The organism is Lederbergia galactosidilytica (assembly GCF_017873565.1).
Taxonomy (GTDB): Bacteria; Bacillota; Bacilli; order Bacillales; family Bacillaceae_C; genus Lederbergia; species Lederbergia galactosidilytica.
On the sequence record NZ_JAGGKH010000004.1, the window covers coordinates 26,502 to 45,085 of the forward strand.

Genomic DNA, 18,584 nt, shown 5'->3' on the forward strand with positions numbered 1-18,584 from the left:
TTAACTTACTTTGAGCGCTTAAACTCATTCTTTATACAGGCACAATAGATGGCCATTGCAGTTCCAAGCCCTCATGAATTAAATGTTTTTGAAAGTCCTCTAACATGTTTTTACTGTTACGTACTTGTCGTGGTATCACTTTATTCTTTAGACAGTATGCTGCTAAGTAACCAGCTACCTCTCCAATATTCCATTCAACTGGATGTAACCGATAACAACCATTTGTAATATGAGTCACTCCTATATTTTTACAAGCTGGTAATAAATTGTTAATCCTTTCCGGAATAAGGCTACCTAAAGGGATTTGAAAAGGGAGACTCGAAATATCAATAAATGAACGAAGTCCAGTACTTGGATGAAGGTCAATCCGATAACTGCCAACTCCTACACTATCCTCAAACAGCTCAGCCTGTTCCGTTTCCCTGGCAGCTGTACTGACATGTTGCTCTAATACCGTGAATTCTGCCTTAATTCTTCTTGATTCCCGTATATAGGGAATCATGGCTAGTCCATTATCTGTTCCTACTACATCTGGGCGGAGACGTAGCCCCGGATAACCTTGTTTGTCGTCAGGACGAGGTGCCTCTGTTTGCAACCAATACAATAAAGATAGACTCAATTGTTTAGCCTGTTCTAAATGTTTGCTTTTTTCTTCTTCACTCACATCAATAATCGGACCTAGCCAATAGTCATTCTGTGGCCAATTTATCAGCGATATATCACTCTCATATAGTCCTTTCGAGAAATTTCCTTGATCAATTAAGCGCCGATATTCCCAAAGAGAAAACTTCCCTTCTTCTTTGAAAAATCCATATGTAACGGGAGCCAAAGTAATCGGACTTACTCCCGTCCAATTCAGTTGCCTATTCGGCCAAAATGGCGCTTGATAATCCCGCCAAAAGTCATAATCTTTTGGCTTAGAAATTGTGTAATCTTCACCCTCAACATAGTCAACAGCAAAGCAATGGGTAATTGCCTGCATGTCCATTGGGTCCGCCTCTCCCACTAAAGCATGAGGCTCTCCAGTTTCCTTTTGTGATTCAGCACCTGTCACATATTCAATCTTTGCAAGCGGTAATACATCTCCCATGTCGGTTGCATCTAAAAAATAAGGAGCCGCCAACACAAATTGTATATTCGTTTGGAGCTGTTTCACCTCAATAGCCATCACAGTATCTCCATCTGTTTCAACAGCCTTTATCTTTGTTTCTTCTAAGATTTTTAGTTTTCCGCTGTGAATATACGGAGCTAGCATATCTCTTAAAACGGCCAATGCCACTCGCGGCTCATGGGAGATTTGACTAACAATGGCATTCCCTGGATTAAAAAAAGGAGCCTTTCTTGCATGCTCATTCAATGGGAAATGCTGGTGATAATACTGTCTTACCCTTGCTCGGAACTCTCGATAGCTACGCGTACACCCAAATTGTTCAATCCAACCATGTTCATCTGGTGGTACAGCCTGATTCGTTAACTGACCACCAATCCATTTCGTTTCCTCAGTCACAATCACACTTGCTCCCGATTTACATGCTGCCAATGCCGCAGCACAACCACCCAAACTCCCACCAATTATGACAATCTCGGCTGTCATTTCCTGTTTATACATGAGCTTTCACCTTCCCATATTAATAGTTTTACTAAGAGCTAGAGGAATACCGTATGGTGTTAAATTCCCCCAGTCTTTTAATAAAAAACTATAATTCTTGAGATTCCAGTTTTAATGTAAAGCCAACTTCAAACATTCTACTCCATGGTAAATAAACATTATGCAAAGAGATTTTCCCTTCTTTTATACTAGATAAATGCTCTCCAATGAATTGATTTAATTGGTTTTCCACTTGCTGGGTCACCTGATCAACCTGGTCTTTTAAAAACCTCGGTGTTAAGTCTAATTCAGGAAGTATGTTCTGGGAGATATTCGTTCTTACGATCGTTTGATAGCCCCAATCTTCTACAAGACGTAAATAGAAAAACTCTCTACTCGCTTGCAGATGTCCTTGATGGGCTGGTCGTTCGTCTTGCATATGATAAGAGGTAATAATTGCGTGCGCAATCACAGTTCCCATTGTATTTCCATTTGTATTCCAACCAGCATAAGAGATTAGGTGATCAAACACATCTTTTTTTTCCAAAAGCTGCAGCAGTAAGTGGTCAGCCCCATTCGATACAGCAACATCAGCTATCGCAATAAGCTTCCCTTTATTAGCATGCCAAATAAGCGCTTCCACAAATTCTCGAATATTAACTTCAGAAAAATAGGAACGATGCCGTTTCTCTACTTTCAAACTCGCTTCAGCCATCTCCCTTTGTTCGATGGCAGGCGAGTGAACCATTAAAATAAAATGATTCTTCTCTTCATTATTTACTTGAATTCCACCTGCGGCTATTATATGAGACTTAATACTTTCAGATAATATGCGATCTTCATACTTTGGAATAATAAAAGGACCTTTTGTTGAAGAATAGCGAATGAAAATCTCTGGAACATACCGGTGAATTTCACAAAAAGCTCTAGCAAACAATGTGCAGCCAATTTCGTCAGCTCCTGGATAGATATTCACTTTATCTAGCAAATTACGTATAGCAATTACGTGCATTAACTCTCGTTGCTCTTTAGGCGAAAATCCAAATGGAGAGTTATCATCTAAAGGAACAATTTAGTAATCAATGATTTCCTCCTCCACCAAGTTCACCACTTCTTGCGTAACGGAGAAGTTCTTTGTTCTGCGCTGAAGAAAATCCTGTTGTACTTCAAGTGGAATTTTCTTTTCAATATCTTTTAATTCCATGCTGTCCTGCTCGTTTAATAGGGATTGATCTCTTTTATCATAGAGCCAACCTAGTCGAAATAAATCTTCACCAAATTCTTCGTAATAATCTGGCTCTTCTTCACTACTATTATAAGCAGGCACTCTCATGATCAAATCAAAGGCAAATATCTTCAAATTCGGTTTTTTTTCCTTTACTAACCTTAAAAAGGATAACCTCTCCATGCACGTTTCATATGTCAGTTGATGAAGCCGCGAAGGAACAATCCCTCCATATACCAACATATCGATCGAAATAAGCAAATGACTAACAGCTTCAATCTTTTGCTCCATCCATGAAACTAACAAGTCTATGTTAGCGGGTTTTTTCATATTTCCTAAAATAGACTTTTGGGGGACTAAAAGCTCTAACTCTGTCATTTTGGCTAATAACTGTGGATATTGATAGTTACAAGGTCGCTCGTCTAAAGGAATATACATGATTTTATTCATTTTTCTCCTCCATATCTTCCAAGAGAATCACTCTATTGGTCAGAACTTTTATCAATACAGTTTATTTGATACAGCCTTAGCCGTTTTCTTCAAAGTACTGATAGCTCGATTTTGTTCCTGCATTTCAATATATTTTGTCAATATATCTAGAACATGCATTTGAGAAATAGAAGATGAAAAGGCACCTCCATGCAGTGGGCTTTCCTTCGTCGATGTCAGCAAGACGATATCAGCAAATTTCGTAATAGGTGATCTCAAATGCTTTGTAAGACAAATAATAAAAACATCATTTTCTTTAGCAATTTTCAAGGCATCTACAAGATCTTTCGTACTCCCAGAGGTAGAAATTCCAATAATCACATCTCCTTGACCGGCTATTGCACTATTCATAGCAATAATATGTGAATCTGTTGCTGATTCTGCATTAAATCCCATTCTCATAAAACGGTATTGTGCCTGTTGAGCCATAATTCCAGAGGCTCCTACTCCAAATACATAGAGCTTATTCGATTGAATAATTTTCCTTCCTGCTTGTTCCAAATCTTTTATTTGAATGGTTTTAAATGTATTTTGAATCGTTGTCACATTTTCAGCAGTAATTTTTTGCGCTAACACCTCTAAACTATCTGCTTCTGTAATTTCACTGAAATCTTGACTATCAGTGTCAACCTTATTTTGGGCAACAGCGAGTTTGAAATCTTGATACCCTTTATAACCTAATTTTCTACAAAAGCGAATGACTGTGGTTTCCCCAACCGCTGCATACTCAGCTAAATCTGAAACCGACCAGTACACTGATTCATTCATACTCGTCTTCAACACATCTGCCACTTTCTGCTCTGATTTGGTTAAGCTATTATAGATACTTGAAATCATCACTTCGGGATGAAAAGTCTGGGTTGTTTTAAACAAAGGAATCTCTCTTTCTATATGTTTTAAATTTCTTTACTCATTGTTCTTTTGGATAGGCCGAATTTACTCTACTATTTGAATTTGTTTAGGACCCATTTGTTGATTTTACCCTAAAGTAATAAGCTCTCCCCTCCCATCCCTTAAGACTTGAACTCCTATATAAGCAAATGGAATATAACAGAGGATCCAAGCAAAACGCTGGGTAATCAATTCAGTAATGGGAAACTGTGTAGCTACCAATATTTCCCTAACTGCCTTTACTTAAATACTCCTCAACCAAACATTTTATTAACCTGAGAAGGCAATACTTCCTTATCAAGCTCCTATAAAATCGTACAGTTAACTAAATTATCATCGCAAATGAGGTGGATATTTCCTCCTTTATTTTTAAAAAATTTGGAATTAATCTCCATTTTAGCATTCCCCTCTTTTTTGTAAAGTTCCTATTTTCAAAATACTCTCAGAGCTTATTTGTTTCCCTCTACTTTTTATCTCGATAAATACCTTTCTATCAACGGACTTGTTTGCTTTTTTAGATTTGTCCATTCACTGCGAATAGCCTTGAAGGCAAAAATCTTCCCTTTTTCTTTGCAAAACAGGCAACTTGCTCTTCCTCCTATTTTTCCAGCTCATAAGAAATGCAGGAATTCCGCACCCAAGGGAGAATATTCTAAATAACGTCATATTTTAAAAAGTGAGGAAAAAGATGAGTGAAGATAGGCAATCTATGAATGTTGGAAGATTAGATGAGCATATGAAGGCTCATTCACTGTCTGGCATACCGCTACAATGGCATAATCCAAAACAGAGCCCATTCGAAATTAATGGCTTCGCTTGGTTTGAGGAAGATAGAACATTTCGGCGATTACCAAAGCAACCAAACTTTGAAGTGACAGAAGCGGTTGATGTTTTAGCTAATTGTACAGCGGGCGGGCAAATACGTTTTCGCACCTCTTCTAGGCAGTTAGCTTTAAAAGTAAAGCTTCAAGGAAAAGCCAATATGTTTCATATGCCAGCTACCGGACAATGCGGATTTGATTGTTATATAGGGGAACCTGGAGAGCAACAATTTGTTGGGGTCACGAAATATGACCACACCCAAGAAGAGTATGAAGTGACATTGTTTGAAAGACAGAATGGAGAGCCTGTGCTTATCACGTTAAATTTCCCACTCTATCAAGGAGTGAAAGAAGTAGCAATTGGGCTCGATCCAGATGCAGTTATACAGCCACCTTCGCCATATACAACCAGCAAGAAAGTAATTTTCTATGGAACTTCCATTCTTCAAGGAGGTTGTGCGTCCCGACCAGGTATGGCATATCCTAATATTTTAAGTAGGCGCTTTAATCAGGAATTTATTAATCTCGGATTCTCAGGAAATGGAAAGGGAGAAGCCAATATGGCCAGACTAATTCGCGAAATAAAAGATCCCGCTTGTCTTGTATTAGATTATGAACCAAATTGTGTCAGTACAGCCTTGTATAAAGAAACCTTGCCAAGATTTATCCAACTGTATCGAGAGTATCACCGTGATATCCCCATCTTGGTAGTTTCCAAATACCCGTATGCCTATGAAATTGTAAATCCCATTTTACGAGAGGAGCGATTAGAGCGTCTATCCTTCCAGAAACAACTTATTCAACAATTACAGAAAGCGGGCGATCAGCGGCTATATTTTTATGATGGGACCGACCTTTTAGGCGAAAACAACCATGAAAAAACGGTCGATGGCTCCCATGCTACTGATTTAGGATTTATGTGCGTCGCGGAGAAACTGACGCCGATTTTAAAAGGGATTTTATGTATTTAATACTTTAAACAAACATAAGGCAGGATCTTTCAGAATGATCCTGCCTGTTTTATTATGATTTTAATCCTTTAGGTGTTACTTTGTCTTCTAACAATTTTAATAATAGATCAAAAACGATCGCTAGGATAGCTGCCGGAATGGCCCCAGATAAAATCAGATTTTTATCCATGACATTCAGTCCCCTAATTATGAGATCACCAAGTCCACCCGCCCCTATAAAGGTTGCCAAGGCCGCTACCCCAATGGTTAAAACGGTTGATGTCCGAATTCCAGCCATCAAGATTGGTAAAGTAAGTGGCAATTCAACCATAAACAAGATTTGTTTTGAGGTCATGCCCATCCCCTTTCCAGCATCCACTAACGATTGATCCACTCCGATAATTCCTGTATACGTATTTCTTAGAATAGGAAGAAGCGCGTAAAGAGTTAACGCAATAATCGCAGGAACTTTACCGATTCCAAATAGCGGTAGCATAAAACCAAGTAAAGCTAAACTCGGTATAGTTTGAATAACAGCTGCTATACCGATAACAAATTCAGCTATTTTTTTATTCCGAGTCAAAACAATTCCTAGTGGCACAGCAATGATGATTGCTAGTACCATTGCAACACTGGCCAGAAATAGATGTTCTTGGAAGGCAATCCAGATGGCATCTTTTCTCTTAATAAATGTCTCGATTAGTTCCATCAGTCATGACCTCCATTTCCGTTCATATCGGCTAGTCCACGCATCATACTTGCTCTTGTTACAATCCCAACTAATTTCCCATCATCTAGCACCGGAATAGCACTTGTATGCCCTTCTGTAAATATTTCCGCTACATCTGTTAGGATTGCATCAGCTGTTAATGTTTGGACATTTGACTTCATAATATCTGACACGATCAAGTCTTCATTTCGGTAATTTTCTTTTAAAGCTTCAAGTGTCGCAACTCCGTGAAATTGTTTATCTTTATCAGTGATAAATAAATTATCCACTCTTTTCTCTCTCATTATATGAAGTGCGGAAGCTAGTCCTCGTTTAGGGGAAGAAGTCACTACTTCCGTGTACATCATATCGCTTGCAGTCGGTAATGTTATTCCTTGGTTAAGACGCTCTTCTCCAATAAATCCTTTGACAAAATCATTGGCTGGACGTCTGAGTATTTGCTCCGGTGTATCTACTTGAACAATCTCTCCATCTTTCATAATGACAATGCGGTTGGCAATTTTAATCGCTTCATCCATATCATGTGTAACAAAGACAATTGTTTTTTGAATTTCTTCCTGAAGATTGACAATATCATCTTGAAGTTGTTCACGACTGATAGGGTCCAAAGCGCTAAAAGGCTCATCCATCAAAATAATATCCGGCTCTGCCGCTAAAGCACGGATTACGCCAATTCTTTGTTGCTGCCCACCACTTAATTCTGAAGGATACCGTTTTTTAAATGTAGTAGGATCTAAACCGACAAGGTCTAGTAGTTCATCTACTCGCTTTTTTGTTTTTTCCACATCTGCCTTTTTTAACTTAGGAACGAGAGAGATGTTCTGCTCAATTGTCATATGTGGAAATAGCCCGATTTGCTGAATGACATAGCCGATATTTCTTCTTAACTCAACCGGGTCTGCTTTAGCGGTATCTTCCCCATTAATCAATATTCTGCCTGCCGAAGGTTCTGTTAAGCGGTTAATCATTCTCATTGTGGTTGTTTTCCCACAACCACTCGGTCCAATTAATGTAACAAGCTCCCCTTTATTTATTTCTAAATTAATACTTTTTATCGCAACAAAACCATCTTTATATTGCTTTTTTACATTTTCAAATTTAATCATAAAAGCCTCCCACTTTGTTCATTCCGAAAGAGTTGTGCACCTTGCTCCCAAAAAGGGAGATAAATGGACCCAGAGGCTAAGATCGCTGACGTCAATCGACGACGCCCGCCACTAGTCAATCTGTACGAAGGAAGTTCGCAAATGCGAAGTTTTAGATACCGAATTTTTACAAGATATACTGACTTCAGTGTTACTCACAGTAAATAATGACTTCGACGTTCCATACAGGACGTATCATCACTGAGTCGTAGATTATATATCCTGATGTATCAAAATACTAAGACCTGCTGAACATAGGTCACAAGGACGTGTTGCAAAATAAGCCTGTGATCCTCATTTTTAAGGACACAACTCACCTTATTTAACTAATCTATTAACCCTTCTTCTTTTAAAAATTCAAGTGCTACATCTTCTGGTTCTTTCTTATCCAAATTGACTTGGGCGTTCAGTTCCTGCATACGCTCATCGTCCAAGGTGTCCGCTAATTTGTTAAGTGTGTCTGCTAGGTCAGGATTAGCATCCAAAACTGCTTGGCGAATAATCGGTGCAGCATAATAAGGTGGGAAGAATTTTTTATCGTCTTCTAAAATGACCAAATTATATTGCTTAATTCTTGCATCAGACGAGAAAGCAGTGATAACATCAATCTCCGCATCTTTTGCCGCCAAATACATTAAATCTGGATCAATATTTACCTGCTTTGCGAACTCAGTATCATACTCCACAATAAGTGCATCATAACCATCTCCTCTTTCAAAGAATTCTGGATCTGCTCCAAAAGATAGTTTTGAGGCATGTTTGGCTAAATCTGAGTATGTTTTAACATCCAACTCTTCAGCCAGTTCCTTTCGTATAGCTAAAGCATATGTATTATTAAATCCAAGTGGCTCTAACCAGGTTGTATTAAATTCTTCTTCATAACCTTTTTTCGTTTCATCATACACTTCATCTGGGCTCATACCAGGTTTGTATTCCTCATCTAAAACATTCAAATAACCTGTCCCAGTGTATTCAACATATAAATCAATATCACCCTTCTTCATGGCTTCTTGGAGTACGAATACCCCACCTAAAGCATCTTTTACTTCAACATCTAGGTCTGTATTCGCTTTAAGATATTCTGCAAGCATATGTGTCATAATAATTTGCTCTGTAAACTCTTTCCCAGAAACAACAATTTTTCCTGACTCTGCTTGATCTGCTCCACTATTCCCACATGCAACTAGAATAAACAGAAGCATGCTAATGATCATAATAGATACTATCTTTTTCATCCTATAAAACCCCCATTGTATATTTTTTACTTGCAACTCCAGTTCGCTCCACTAATTGTTTGATTATTCGGTATATTTATTTTACGTTTGTATCGCTAAATTTTTAAATATAAAATTAGCTCAAAAATAATGTGAATAATTTCACAAGTGTTATTACATCATTTTCTCTTAGACCTTCTATGATCGTTCTAAGCAGATCAGTAGTATTTTAGGCTTGTAGATAAACAAGTTGGAGAACCTCTAAAAAACATTAGTTTGAAGATCATCGTTCTCTAGATGTCCGTGAACGATGCTTAACAACATAGCCTAGTTAATATGTCCTACTTTATTATCCCTCAATCTTCTCACAGACCGTATCCCTTTAAAATAGCTTGTCTAATATTTATTGAAAATAAAAACTGACGCAAAGAAAGACAACTCAAACGAAACGAACGAAACTAATGACTTCAATTATATAGTTTAACTGACTGTCGTACAATTCCGCTAATTCTCCATCTCCATCTATTAAACTCCAATACTCGGGTTGAGCTAAAGTCAGTGATAGGGAATCTTATAAGTTCTACAAAATGCTCTATAAAGCATAAGAATACTCGAAGGCGTTTTAACTGCCAACACTTCCGTACATCTCTTCAATTAAAACAAATCTCATAATAAAACATAATAATTGACCGCTTTCATCCAAATCGGTATTGTATGAATATGAAAATGGTAAAGGAGGAGAAGAAATTGAAGTACTTTCCAATAAAAAATACAAGTTTAAATGTTTCCAATATGGTGATGGGAAATATGCGTATCAATGAACTTACGAAAGTCGAGATTGGAAATTTGGTTCGCACAGCTATGGAGGAAGGTATTAATTTCTTCGATCATGCGGATATTTATGGTGGGGGAGAATGTGAATCCCTTTTCGCTGATGCCATCCAAATGAATGCAAGTATAAGGGATAAAATGATTTTACAAAGTAAGTGTGGTATTCATTCAAAAGATAATTATTATGACTTTTCAAAAAAGCATATTGTCAAGTCTGTTGAAGGGATTTTAAAAAGGCTCAAAACGGATTACTTAGACCTTTTGCTGCTGCATCGTCCTGATCCTTTGATGGAACCCGAGGAAGTAGCAGAAGCTTTCGATGAATTACATAATAGCGGGAAAGTTCGCTATTTTGGGGTCTCAAATCACAACCCTATGCAAATAGAATTACTACAAAAATATGTATCACATAAATTAGTCGTTAATCAATTACAGCTAAGTATTGCCCAGTCTGCTTTAATTGATTCTGGTATTGCATTAAATATGCCTGTCGATCAATCGATCAATCGCGATAGTAGTATTTTAGAGTATTGTCGTTTAAAAGATATTACGATTCAAGCGTGGTCTCCTTATCAAAACGGATTCTTTGAAGGGCCTTTTCTAGGTGACTTAGAGAAATTCCCGGAATTAAATCAAGTGATGGATGAATTAGCTGAAAAATATCAGGTCACCAATACAGCCATCGCATCTGCCTGGATTACTCGCCATCCAGCAAATATCCAAGTGGTCCTTGGAACAACGACTCCTCAGCGGATCAAGGATGCCTGTGCGGGCTCTGAGATCATCCTAACAAGAAAAGAATGGTATGACCTTTATAAAGCTGCTGGACATATCGTTCCTTAAGTTCTCCTCACACTCTCTTCTTTACTTAAAAGGAGAGAGTGTTTTCTATACGTCTCTATTCCCCTATGAGGACATCTATAAAACCGCCAACTCGAGGTGTATAATAAAAGGAATAAACTTTATGGCTTTTCGAAGTGCGAATGTATTTCGATTTTCTAAAGGTGGTGTTCATCATATTAAATTTGGCGCAATTTTGCTCCCCTTCCTTATCCCTTGCATAAGGACTCTTTACCATTTTCTTTAGAAACAATCCTATTATCCCTCCTCCGGTTCCGCTTGATACAAACCAGGTAGGACTTTTTTTATTTCTTCTTCATGGCTTTGCAAAGCTTCCATCCAAAGTTCCACTAGCTTTCTTCCATTAATTAATTCAATATTTAAAGGTTCCACATACTCTTTTGCTGCATCTGTAAAGTCCGAGGTAGTAATAACATATCCGCCAACCGCTTGCTTTTTTACCATATTAGAATGGATAAGAGCAATGGGCTCAAAATCGACATCGTCTTTCCAACACTTCACTTGTCCAAGAAATAAGCCTTCTTCTGTCTTATGTTTAAAATCAATTCCAAAATCTTGCCTAGATGGGAGGACATCTGTTTCTCCTCCCTTTGCTCTTTCGAAAATATCTGCTACAAAATCTTCAAATATTAAAGGATCCTCTTTAATAAATTTCTTCGTGTACTGTGAATCCACTTCCCTCTCTTGTTCATCACCTTCGAAAGCTAAATCTTCCTCCTGCTTAAATCTTAAATATAGTCCCATGGCTAAAGTCCATTTAACCTCTTCACTCGAATGTAATTGTCGGTTAATTAAATCTAGTTCATAACTATTTCTCCGCTTAGCACGTTGAAAGTGTATATATGCGGCCAATAATAAGACTGCGATTGCAACCTCTACATATACCATTTGGCAATACCTCCCTACGACAGTTATCACCTTTTTTGGGGATCCTTATTCTTGAGATCTCCTTAAAGGAATGAGTCAATTTATTTCATAATTGCTTTATAGTGAAAAGCACTCGAACTTTATTGTTAAAGAAAGGTAAATTGTTAGTCACTGTATTTTCCTTACCAGTTGATTAGAGTGGAAGCTGGCCCCTTGGAGATAAGTGTACAAAGACTAAATATATGCTGTCCTTGCGGCGGCACATAAAGCGCAAAACAACGTTGTGCAAATTTGCGCAAAAATCTCCATATAAATTTTTAACAATTACTCTTTGTAATGAATTTGAAATATTTTTAAACAAAATACAACAATTGAATAACATTTATTACAGTATATGGTAAAATAGAAGTATAACCTTTAGGGGGAATTTAATGAAAAAGAAATATTCAGGAATAGGATTATTTTTTATTTGTATACTCATTATTGGACTTTTTATTTCACGTCCAAAATTGATAAATGAACAAACTCATGTTGCCGCCTCGCCTGCTGTTATCCCAACTCTTTTTCTCCATGGTTATAAGGGGAGCGAACGCTCTTTTTCAACTATGTTAGAACGAATGGAGCAACAAAATTGGGGGACAAAAACCCTTGTATGTTTTGTCCACAAAAATGGCCGTGTTTCAATTAGAGGGACACTCCCTAAAAATGTTGAAAATCCATTTATCCAAGTCATTTTTGAGAATAATCGCGCCCAATTAAGCGATCAAACAAAGTGGCTACAAGAGATCATGAAACAATTAAAGGAACGTTATTATATTGAAGAAATCAATGTTGTCGGTCATTCAATGGGTGGGCTGGCTTTAACAAATTATATTCAGAGTACAGAAAATCAAGATGGCTATCCAAAAGTTCAAAGTCTAATAACAATTGGAAGTCCTTTTCTCGGAATTGATCAAAAGGGTTATTTTGAGAGAAACTATGGGAAAGCACTGATCGATTTAAAACCAAACTCCCAAGCACTAAATAAATTAAGCCATCATCGAACATCTTTTCCAGATGACATTCAAGTACTGTCAATTGCAGGAGTTGTAGAGGATCCTTTGACAGGGGACGGTCTGGTTTCATTAGAAAGCGCCCTAGCCAATCGAAATCTAATCAATTCAGACCAATTTACAGGGAAGGTTGTCACAAGTATAACGGCTACCCATTCTGGTTTACATGAAATTGAGGTAGTCGATCAACTCATCGCTAACTTTTTGTGGGAAAACATTGATGAGTAGAAATTAAAGTAAACCCCAAAGTACGTTTCCTTTAGGAGTGCCATGCAAACTCGATAGAGAAAAAAGAGAAGCCAGCGTAGCTTCTCTTTTTTAAAATTAATCCGTTATTTCTACATCAATCATTTTAAATTCCTTTACATCAACCAGCCCACGATTGGAAATTCGTACATCCGGTATGACAGGTAAAGCAATGAGAGAAAAGGTCATGAATGGTGCATGAATAGGACAACCTAATGTTTTCCAGGCTGCTTCAAGTTGTTGGACCTCTTTTACAACCGTCTCCAATGGTTGATCAGACATGAGACCTGCTATCGGCATACTTACTTGGGCCAAGATTCTTCCATCATCGACCACAATCATACCTCCACCGATTTTAGCTAACTCATTAGCAGCAAATGCCATATCCTCTGCATTTGTTCCCATCACGAGTAAGTTATGGCTATCATGGGCCACGGTTGAGGCCACAGCACCCTGTTTTAACTTAAAGCCGTGGGCGAAACCTAAGGAGATTTGCCCTGTTTGATGGTGACGTTCAATACACGCTAATTGCAGAATATCGTGCTCAAGATCTGGCTCAATGAACCCATCCTTAACCTTCAAAGCCGTAGTCATTTTCTCGGTACGGGCACTATTTTCTATGACATTAATGACATTGACTTTTGTTTCTTCATTATTACTTTTACTTTCAAGTTGAAAATCAGTTGCAGTTAAAGCTTGTTTTAGATTGATAGAATTCCGAATATGTTCCGGATATACAAAGGTTGGAAATTCCTTCATTAGCTGATGATCTTGATAGATCACTTCTCCGTCCGCAATGACTGTACTTGGTTCCAATTTCCGAATATCTTCAATCAACAAAATATCTGCCACTTTTCCAGGTGCAATCGAGCCTAAATCGCGGTCCATTTTGTAATAGCGAGCGACATTAATCGTTCCCATTTGAATCGCTGTAACGGGATCAACCCCTTCCTCGATAGCACGACGAACTACATGATTCAAGTGGCCTTTATCAACGAGTGTTTGGGGATAGACATCATCTGTCACCAAACTAATATTGTTTGTTTGAACATGTTCTTCTGTCACAACCTTGATAACTTCTTTCACATCCTGCCAAGCAGACCCTTCACGAATCACCAAATGCATACCAAGACGTAATTTTTCTAATCCATGTTCTTTTGTCACTGTTTCGTGACAAGAATCTGCTCCAGATGCAATATAGGCTTGTAGCATTTTGGAATCGTCCGCTGGAAAATGCCCTGTCACTGTTTTATTCGCTTTGATAGTTTCCGCAATTTCCCCAGTCATAAGCGGATCCCCATAAACAACTCCTGGAAAATTCATGACTTCGCCTAGTCCTGCAACATTTTCCCACTGCATCCCCGCTTTAATATCTTCAACACTTAAGGTTGCTCCCCCATCCTCAAAGTCTGTTGTAGCAGGAACGCATGAAGGAAAGGTTGTAAATACCTTCAAAGGCAGTTGTTGGCCTTCCTCATGCATCAACCGTACACCCTCTACCCCAAAAACGTTGGCAATTTCATGGGGATCCATAAAGATGGAGGTTGTTCCTTTGGCAAGTCCAGCCTTCGCAAACTCTGTCACAGAAAGCATCGTACTCTCTACATGCATATGGCCGTCAATAAATCCAGGGACTAGGTATTTGCCCTTAGCATTGATCACCTGCGTATTTTCACCTATCGTATGGTCAGACGTTCCAACATATGCTACTCTTCCCTCAACAATCGATACATCGATATTTTCCAACAGCTCTCCTGTAAAAACATTTACTAATATGCCATTGGTGATGACAAGTTCTGCTTTCTCTTCACCTCTTGCCACTTTCGATAGTTGCTGACTTACTTCATATATTTTCTTTCTCATGATGAGGTCTCCCTTCTCTTCTTGGACAGTTCGGATTTAAAGTAAAGTCCATCTTTCTATTTATAAAATAAAAAGCGAAGAATGCCCATTCTGTATTGAGCATTCCCGCTATCGGTCATGTTAAATCTATCACTCTACTAAGCTGCCCATCCTAGATAAATAACAAATACGACAAACAGCACATACATAATCGGATGAACTTCTTTAAATTTCCCTTTGAACACCATTGTTAATGGATAAAAAATAAAGCCGAGCGCAATCCCAGTAGAAATACTATAAGTCAAAGGCATCGTCACAACTGTCATAAACGCTGGAATCGCAAATTCAAAATCCTTCCATTTAATTTCTGCCAGAGAGGATGCCATTAGGATCCCGACAATAATTAGAGCGGGCGCCGTTACTTCCGATGTTACCACACTAAGTAATGGAGAAAAGAATAACGCTAAAATAAAGAACCCTGCTGTCACGACAGAAGTGAAGCCTGAGCGCCCACCTGCCGCCACACCTGAAGTTGATTCGACAAAAGATGTAGTCGTTGATGTTCCTAAAACTGCTCCAATCATAGTCGCAACCGAGTCTGCGGAAAGAGCCTTGCCAGCGCGTGGTAATTTTCCATCTTCCAATAACCCTGCTTGACGGGCAACAGCCATTAGTGTGCCAGCCGTATCAAAGAAATCTACGAACAAGAGAGTAAAGATGACAACGAGCAAATGAGGAGTGAATAAATCTCCCAAATTGCCGAACATAACGCCAAAAGTTGGTTTTAAGCTTGGAATAGTAGAAACAAGCGCATCTGGTAATGGAATTTGTTTGAATATAATCCCCGCAATCGCCGTTACAATCATTCCATAAAATATGGCCCCTTTAAATCCACGAATCATAAAGAATGCTGTAATGACAATCCCAAATATGGTCAATAAAGTTCCTGGGGCTGTAATATCTCCTAAAGCAACAACTGTTGTACCTGGATCAGCATCGACAACAATTCCTGCGTTCTGAAAGCCAATAAAAGTTATGAACAAACCAATACCTGCCGCAACAGCTAACTTAAGCTGCTCAGGAATGGCATTAATAATCGTTTCACGTATTTTTGTTAAAGTAAGAATAAAAAAGATTAATCCTGACATAAATGTTCCTGCTAAAGCCGTTTGCCAAGGAATACCCATGCCAAGTACAACTGTATAAGCGAAGAAAGCATTTATCCCCATTCCTGGTGCAAGAGCCACAGGGTATTTTGCCCATAACCCCATAATTAAACAGGCAATGGCTGAAGCCAATGCTGTTGCAACATAAACTGCCCCTTGATCCATTCCAGCATCACTGAGCACAGATGGGTTGACAAACAAAATATAAGCCATCGCCAAAAACGTCGTTAAACCAGCAACAGATTCTTGACGATAATTAGTATTTAATTCCCTAAAATTAAAATAGCGTTGCATTCATTATTCCTCCTATTATCTCTTCAAAGCTTAAAATGCTAGTAAACTTTTTAGGAACAGCATGTAGATCTTATACGTAGCTACTCACGCTTCATTGAATGCAAAAAGCCTGGGCTTCTTTCACCCAGGCACGCCTACATTGTAAATAGAAATAAAAATTGGGCCACTTTCTTCCTCAACCTAGATAGATGGTCCACGATTATTCTATCCTCATTCATGTAGTCCGGCAATTTACGGTTACCTGGTAGAAACGATTGGGCCATATTCCCAAACATATACATTCAATAAATAATGATTCAATTAAGTACATCTCTATTAATAGCATAAAAGACCTAAAAACGTCAATAGATTTCACGAATATTATTTTGTTTTTTACCATTAATGTTCGTGAAATCAAGTGTTCATTTAATCTTCACATCTTCCTAGCGCTTTTTATAGGATATTCCCAAGCAAAGTGTTAAACTTTTAAGGAATCATAGTTAGTTTTTTCATGGTCACACCTTAGAAATTACATAATACTGTGTAAGTAGTCGCAAACTTTCTGAGAAGATGAAGATTTATTGAGGCTGGGACAAAAGTGTTTTCGCTTAGGTAAAGTCACATGCAGGCGTTGCGACGTACCAGGAAGTACTAGTGTAGGTGAAGCAACAGGAAGTTGCGCTTTGAGCCTGCCGCCAGGACGGCGCGAACTTAGCCTGCGTTCCCGAGTGTCAAGCCTCCTCAGGCTTAGCATTTTAGTTATGTCCCAGCCTCTTCTCGCTTAGATAAGTAATCGAACTTACGATTAATATGGGAGTGAATGAGCTTGAGTCTTATTCTTTCATGTTAACTAGAAAGTCAACCCTGAGCTAGTTTTTAATATGTATTAATTTTAGTGATGAACATCTTTTATAGATCCTCGTCAAGCTATTCATTCATGATGATTTGGAGTGAGCAAGTTTATGGAAACAAAAAGAGCTTTACCCATTCTATTTGCTGTTATGTTTCTTGTCATGGTCGGATTTGGAATTATTATCCCTGTCCTTCCTTTTTACGCAGAAGATTTAGGAGCTAGCCCTACACAATTAGGTTTATTAATGGCTGTTTATTCTCTTATGCAGTTATTATTTTCACCGATTTGGGGGAAAATTTCCGATCGTATCGGCCGCAAGCCAGTTATGATGATTGGGATTTTCGGACTAGCCATCTCCTTCTTTTTAATGGCCTTCGCCACTAAACTTTGGATGCTATTTGCTGCAAGAATTATTGGTGGACTATTATCATCAGCAAATATGCCTACTGTAACAGCTTATGTAGCAGATATTACCTCTCCTGAAGATCGTGGCAAGGGAATGGGTGTTGTAGGAGCTTCGGTTGGTTTGGGTTTTATTCTAGGACCAGCTATTGGCGGAGTTTTTTCAGAGTCTAATTTAAGTACACCTTTCTTACTTTCTGGGGTTTCCTCCTTGATTACATTCTTCCTCGTTGGATTCATCCTTCGGGAATCACTTCCTGCTGAAAAGAGGGGAATGGAATCAGGAAAGAAAGAATCTATGTTTAAAGCATTAAATGGTCCCATTTCAATTCTCTTTATACTACAATTGTTTGTTTCTTTATCTATGGCTGGTCTTGAAGCGACTTTTGCTTATTTTGCTGCTAAAAAGGCAGGTCTAGGAACTGTTCAACTCGGGTATCTCTTTATGATTATGGGGCTTGCTGGCGCAATCGTTCAAGGTGGCCTAGTAGGTAGATTAACGAAGAAATACGGCGAAGGAGCTGTGATCCAACTTGGAATTATCATCTCCGCAATTGGCTTCGGACTCATCTTACTAATTGATAGCTTTACAACAGCCGCCATTTACTTAACAATATTCGGAATTGGAAATGGTGTGATTCGCCCAAGTGTATCAGCCCTACTAACCAAAACATCAACAACAGGGCATGGGAATACGACTGGATTATTATCTTCCTTCGATTCCATTGGCCGGATTATAGGGCCGCCATTAGGTGGTTGGCTCTTTAAAACAGCGACTGGGTTACCGTATATCTCTGGATTGATTTTATCCGTTATCGCATTAATTCTATATCAAGCTTATAAAACGGCTATTTCCAAAAAGACATTAGGAATGTAAATAGGTCTTCTTAGAACTCTACAGGAGCCATTTATCTATAAAGTGGCTGGGGGCATAACTAATATATTCACTAAAGACGAACAATGCACTCCCCTCACTCCTGCGGAAGGTCAGCGTTAAGGTGTCGAGTAAGATCGCGAAATAGGTTTCAGGATGGAAGAGCTCAGAGCGCAACATCGTGTTGGTCTGAAGCTTACCAGCCGTCCACAGAAACAATGTAACCCCAAAAATTAGGCTTTGTCCTCTACTTTTGGGGTTACA

The 18,584-nt window shown here is 38.5% G+C and carries 12 protein-coding genes, 1 pseudogene and 1 riboswitch; of the genes and pseudogenes, 4 read left to right on the forward strand and 9 right to left on the reverse strand.

Going from position 1 to position 18,584, the window contains the following annotated elements; translation table 11 throughout:
* Window positions 1-31: 31 nt before the first annotated feature.
* From J2Z23_RS05200 to J2Z23_RS05210, 3 genes and pseudogenes are all read right to left on the reverse strand, one after another.
* Entirely contained in the window at window positions 32-1,609 is a 1,578-nt protein-coding gene (locus J2Z23_RS05200; RefSeq protein ID WP_057981842.1) for an FAD-dependent oxidoreductase, read from the reverse strand.
* 88 nt (window positions 1,610-1,697) lie between these two features.
* Window positions 1,698-3,263: pseudogene (locus tag J2Z23_RS05205) on the reverse strand (DUF4127 family protein).
* A gap of 51 nt (window positions 3,264-3,314) precedes the next feature.
* The gene (locus tag J2Z23_RS05210) at window positions 3,315-4,175 is read right to left on the reverse strand and encodes a MurR/RpiR family transcriptional regulator (RefSeq protein WP_238482623.1); all 861 of its coding nucleotides are present in this window, start codon (window positions 4,173-4,175) and stop codon (window positions 3,315-3,317) included.
* A 706-nt stretch (window positions 4,176-4,881) separates the two neighbouring features.
* Between J2Z23_RS05210 and J2Z23_RS05215 the strand changes: the two genes are divergently transcribed.
* Window positions 4,882-5,985, forward strand: a complete 1,104-nt coding sequence (locus J2Z23_RS05215; protein ID WP_057981840.1) for an SGNH/GDSL hydrolase family protein — start codon at window positions 4,882-4,884, stop codon at window positions 5,983-5,985.
* 52 nt (window positions 5,986-6,037) lie between these two features.
* Here J2Z23_RS05215 and J2Z23_RS05220 read toward each other — a convergent pair whose 3' ends face one another.
* The 3 genes from J2Z23_RS05220 to J2Z23_RS05230 all read right to left on the reverse strand — a co-directional run bounded on the left by J2Z23_RS05220 (window position 6,038) and on the right by J2Z23_RS05230 (window position 9,074).
* Complete coding sequence (locus J2Z23_RS05220; RefSeq protein ID WP_057981839.1) at window positions 6,038-6,673, reverse strand: ABC transporter permease; 636 nt, start codon at window positions 6,671-6,673, stop codon at window positions 6,038-6,040.
* Window positions 6,673-7,800 (reverse strand): ABC transporter ATP-binding protein, encoded by a 1,128-nt coding sequence (locus tag J2Z23_RS05225; RefSeq protein ID WP_057981838.1) that lies wholly within the window; start codon window positions 7,798-7,800, stop codon window positions 6,673-6,675. Before J2Z23_RS05225 ends, J2Z23_RS05220 begins: the two co-directional genes overlap by 1 nt.
* Before the next feature lie 365 nt (window positions 7,801-8,165).
* Window positions 8,166-9,074: a glycine betaine ABC transporter substrate-binding protein gene (locus J2Z23_RS05230; protein WP_209973399.1), complete on the reverse strand. Its 909-nt coding sequence runs from the start codon at window positions 9,072-9,074 to the stop codon at window positions 8,166-8,168.
* Between the two features lie 726 nt (window positions 9,075-9,800).
* On the opposite strand from J2Z23_RS05230, the gene J2Z23_RS05235 reads away from it, so the two are divergent.
* Window positions 9,801-10,727: an aldo/keto reductase gene (locus tag J2Z23_RS05235; RefSeq protein WP_064468779.1), complete on the forward strand. Its 927-nt coding sequence runs from the start codon at window positions 9,801-9,803 to the stop codon at window positions 10,725-10,727.
* Window positions 10,728-10,982: 255 nt separating this feature from the next.
* On the opposite strand, the gene J2Z23_RS05240 is transcribed toward J2Z23_RS05235, so the two are convergent.
* Entirely contained in the window at window positions 10,983-11,633 is a 651-nt protein-coding gene (locus J2Z23_RS05240) for a restriction endonuclease (RefSeq protein WP_064468777.1), read from the reverse strand.
* 410 nt (window positions 11,634-12,043) lie between these two features.
* On the opposite strand from J2Z23_RS05240, the gene J2Z23_RS05245 reads away from it, so the two are divergent.
* Window positions 12,044-12,892 carry an alpha/beta fold hydrolase gene (locus J2Z23_RS05245; RefSeq protein ID WP_209973401.1) on the forward strand — a complete coding sequence of 283 codons (849 nt, stop codon included), beginning with the start codon at window positions 12,044-12,046 and terminating at the stop codon, window positions 12,890-12,892.
* A 96-nt stretch (window positions 12,893-12,988) separates the two neighbouring features.
* On the opposite strand, the gene ade is transcribed toward J2Z23_RS05245, so the two are convergent.
* Together ade and J2Z23_RS05255 are read right to left on the reverse strand one after the other, a co-directional pair.
* Window positions 12,989-14,773: an adenine deaminase gene (gene ade / locus J2Z23_RS05250; RefSeq protein WP_209973403.1), complete on the reverse strand. Its 1,785-nt coding sequence runs from the start codon at window positions 14,771-14,773 to the stop codon at window positions 12,989-12,991.
* A 137-nt stretch (window positions 14,774-14,910) separates the two neighbouring features.
* The gene (locus J2Z23_RS05255) at window positions 14,911-16,212 is read right to left on the reverse strand and encodes an NCS2 family permease (protein WP_209973405.1); all 1,302 of its coding nucleotides are present in this window, start codon (window positions 16,210-16,212) and stop codon (window positions 14,911-14,913) included.
* A gap of 199 nt (window positions 16,213-16,411) precedes the next feature.
* Window positions 16,412-16,513: riboswitch (purine riboswitch) on the reverse strand.
* A 640-nt stretch (window positions 16,514-17,153) separates the two neighbouring features.
* Between J2Z23_RS05255 and J2Z23_RS05260 the strand changes: the two genes are divergently transcribed.
* Window positions 17,154-18,323: an MFS transporter gene (locus J2Z23_RS05260; RefSeq protein ID WP_057981829.1), complete on the forward strand. Its 1,170-nt coding sequence runs from the start codon at window positions 17,154-17,156 to the stop codon at window positions 18,321-18,323.
* Window positions 18,324-18,584: the final 261 nt, after the last annotated feature.

What these genes read in the sequence shown, in the direction of transcription:
- J2Z23_RS05240 (WP_064468777.1), bottom strand. Translation starts at nt 11,633, where the DNA reads ATGGTATATGTAGAGGTTGCAATCGCAGTCTTATTATTGGCCGCATAT.
- J2Z23_RS05215 (WP_057981840.1), top strand. Translation starts at nt 4,882, where the DNA reads ATGAGTGAAGATAGGCAATCTATGAATGTTGGAAGATTAGATGAGCAT.
- J2Z23_RS05255 (WP_209973405.1), bottom strand. Translation starts at nt 16,212, where the DNA reads ATGCAACGCTATTTTAATTTTAGGGAATTAAATACTAATTATCGTCAA.
- J2Z23_RS05260 (WP_057981829.1), top strand. Translation starts at nt 17,154, where the DNA reads ATGGAAACAAAAAGAGCTTTACCCATTCTATTTGCTGTTATGTTTCTT.
- ade (WP_209973403.1), bottom strand. Translation starts at nt 14,773, where the DNA reads ATGAGAAAGAAAATATATGAAGTAAGTCAGCAACTATCGAAAGTGGCA.
- J2Z23_RS05225 (WP_057981838.1), bottom strand. Translation starts at nt 7,800, where the DNA reads ATGATTAAATTTGAAAATGTAAAAAAGCAATATAAAGATGGTTTTGTT.
- J2Z23_RS05230 (WP_209973399.1), bottom strand. Translation starts at nt 9,074, where the DNA reads ATGAAAAAGATAGTATCTATTATGATCATTAGCATGCTTCTGTTTATT.
- J2Z23_RS05220 (WP_057981839.1), bottom strand. Translation starts at nt 6,673, where the DNA reads ATGGAACTAATCGAGACATTTATTAAGAGAAAAGATGCCATCTGGATT.
- J2Z23_RS05245 (WP_209973401.1), top strand. Translation starts at nt 12,044, where the DNA reads ATGAAAAAGAAATATTCAGGAATAGGATTATTTTTTATTTGTATACTC.
- J2Z23_RS05200 (WP_057981842.1), bottom strand. Translation starts at nt 1,609, where the DNA reads ATGTATAAACAGGAAATGACAGCCGAGATTGTCATAATTGGTGGGAGT.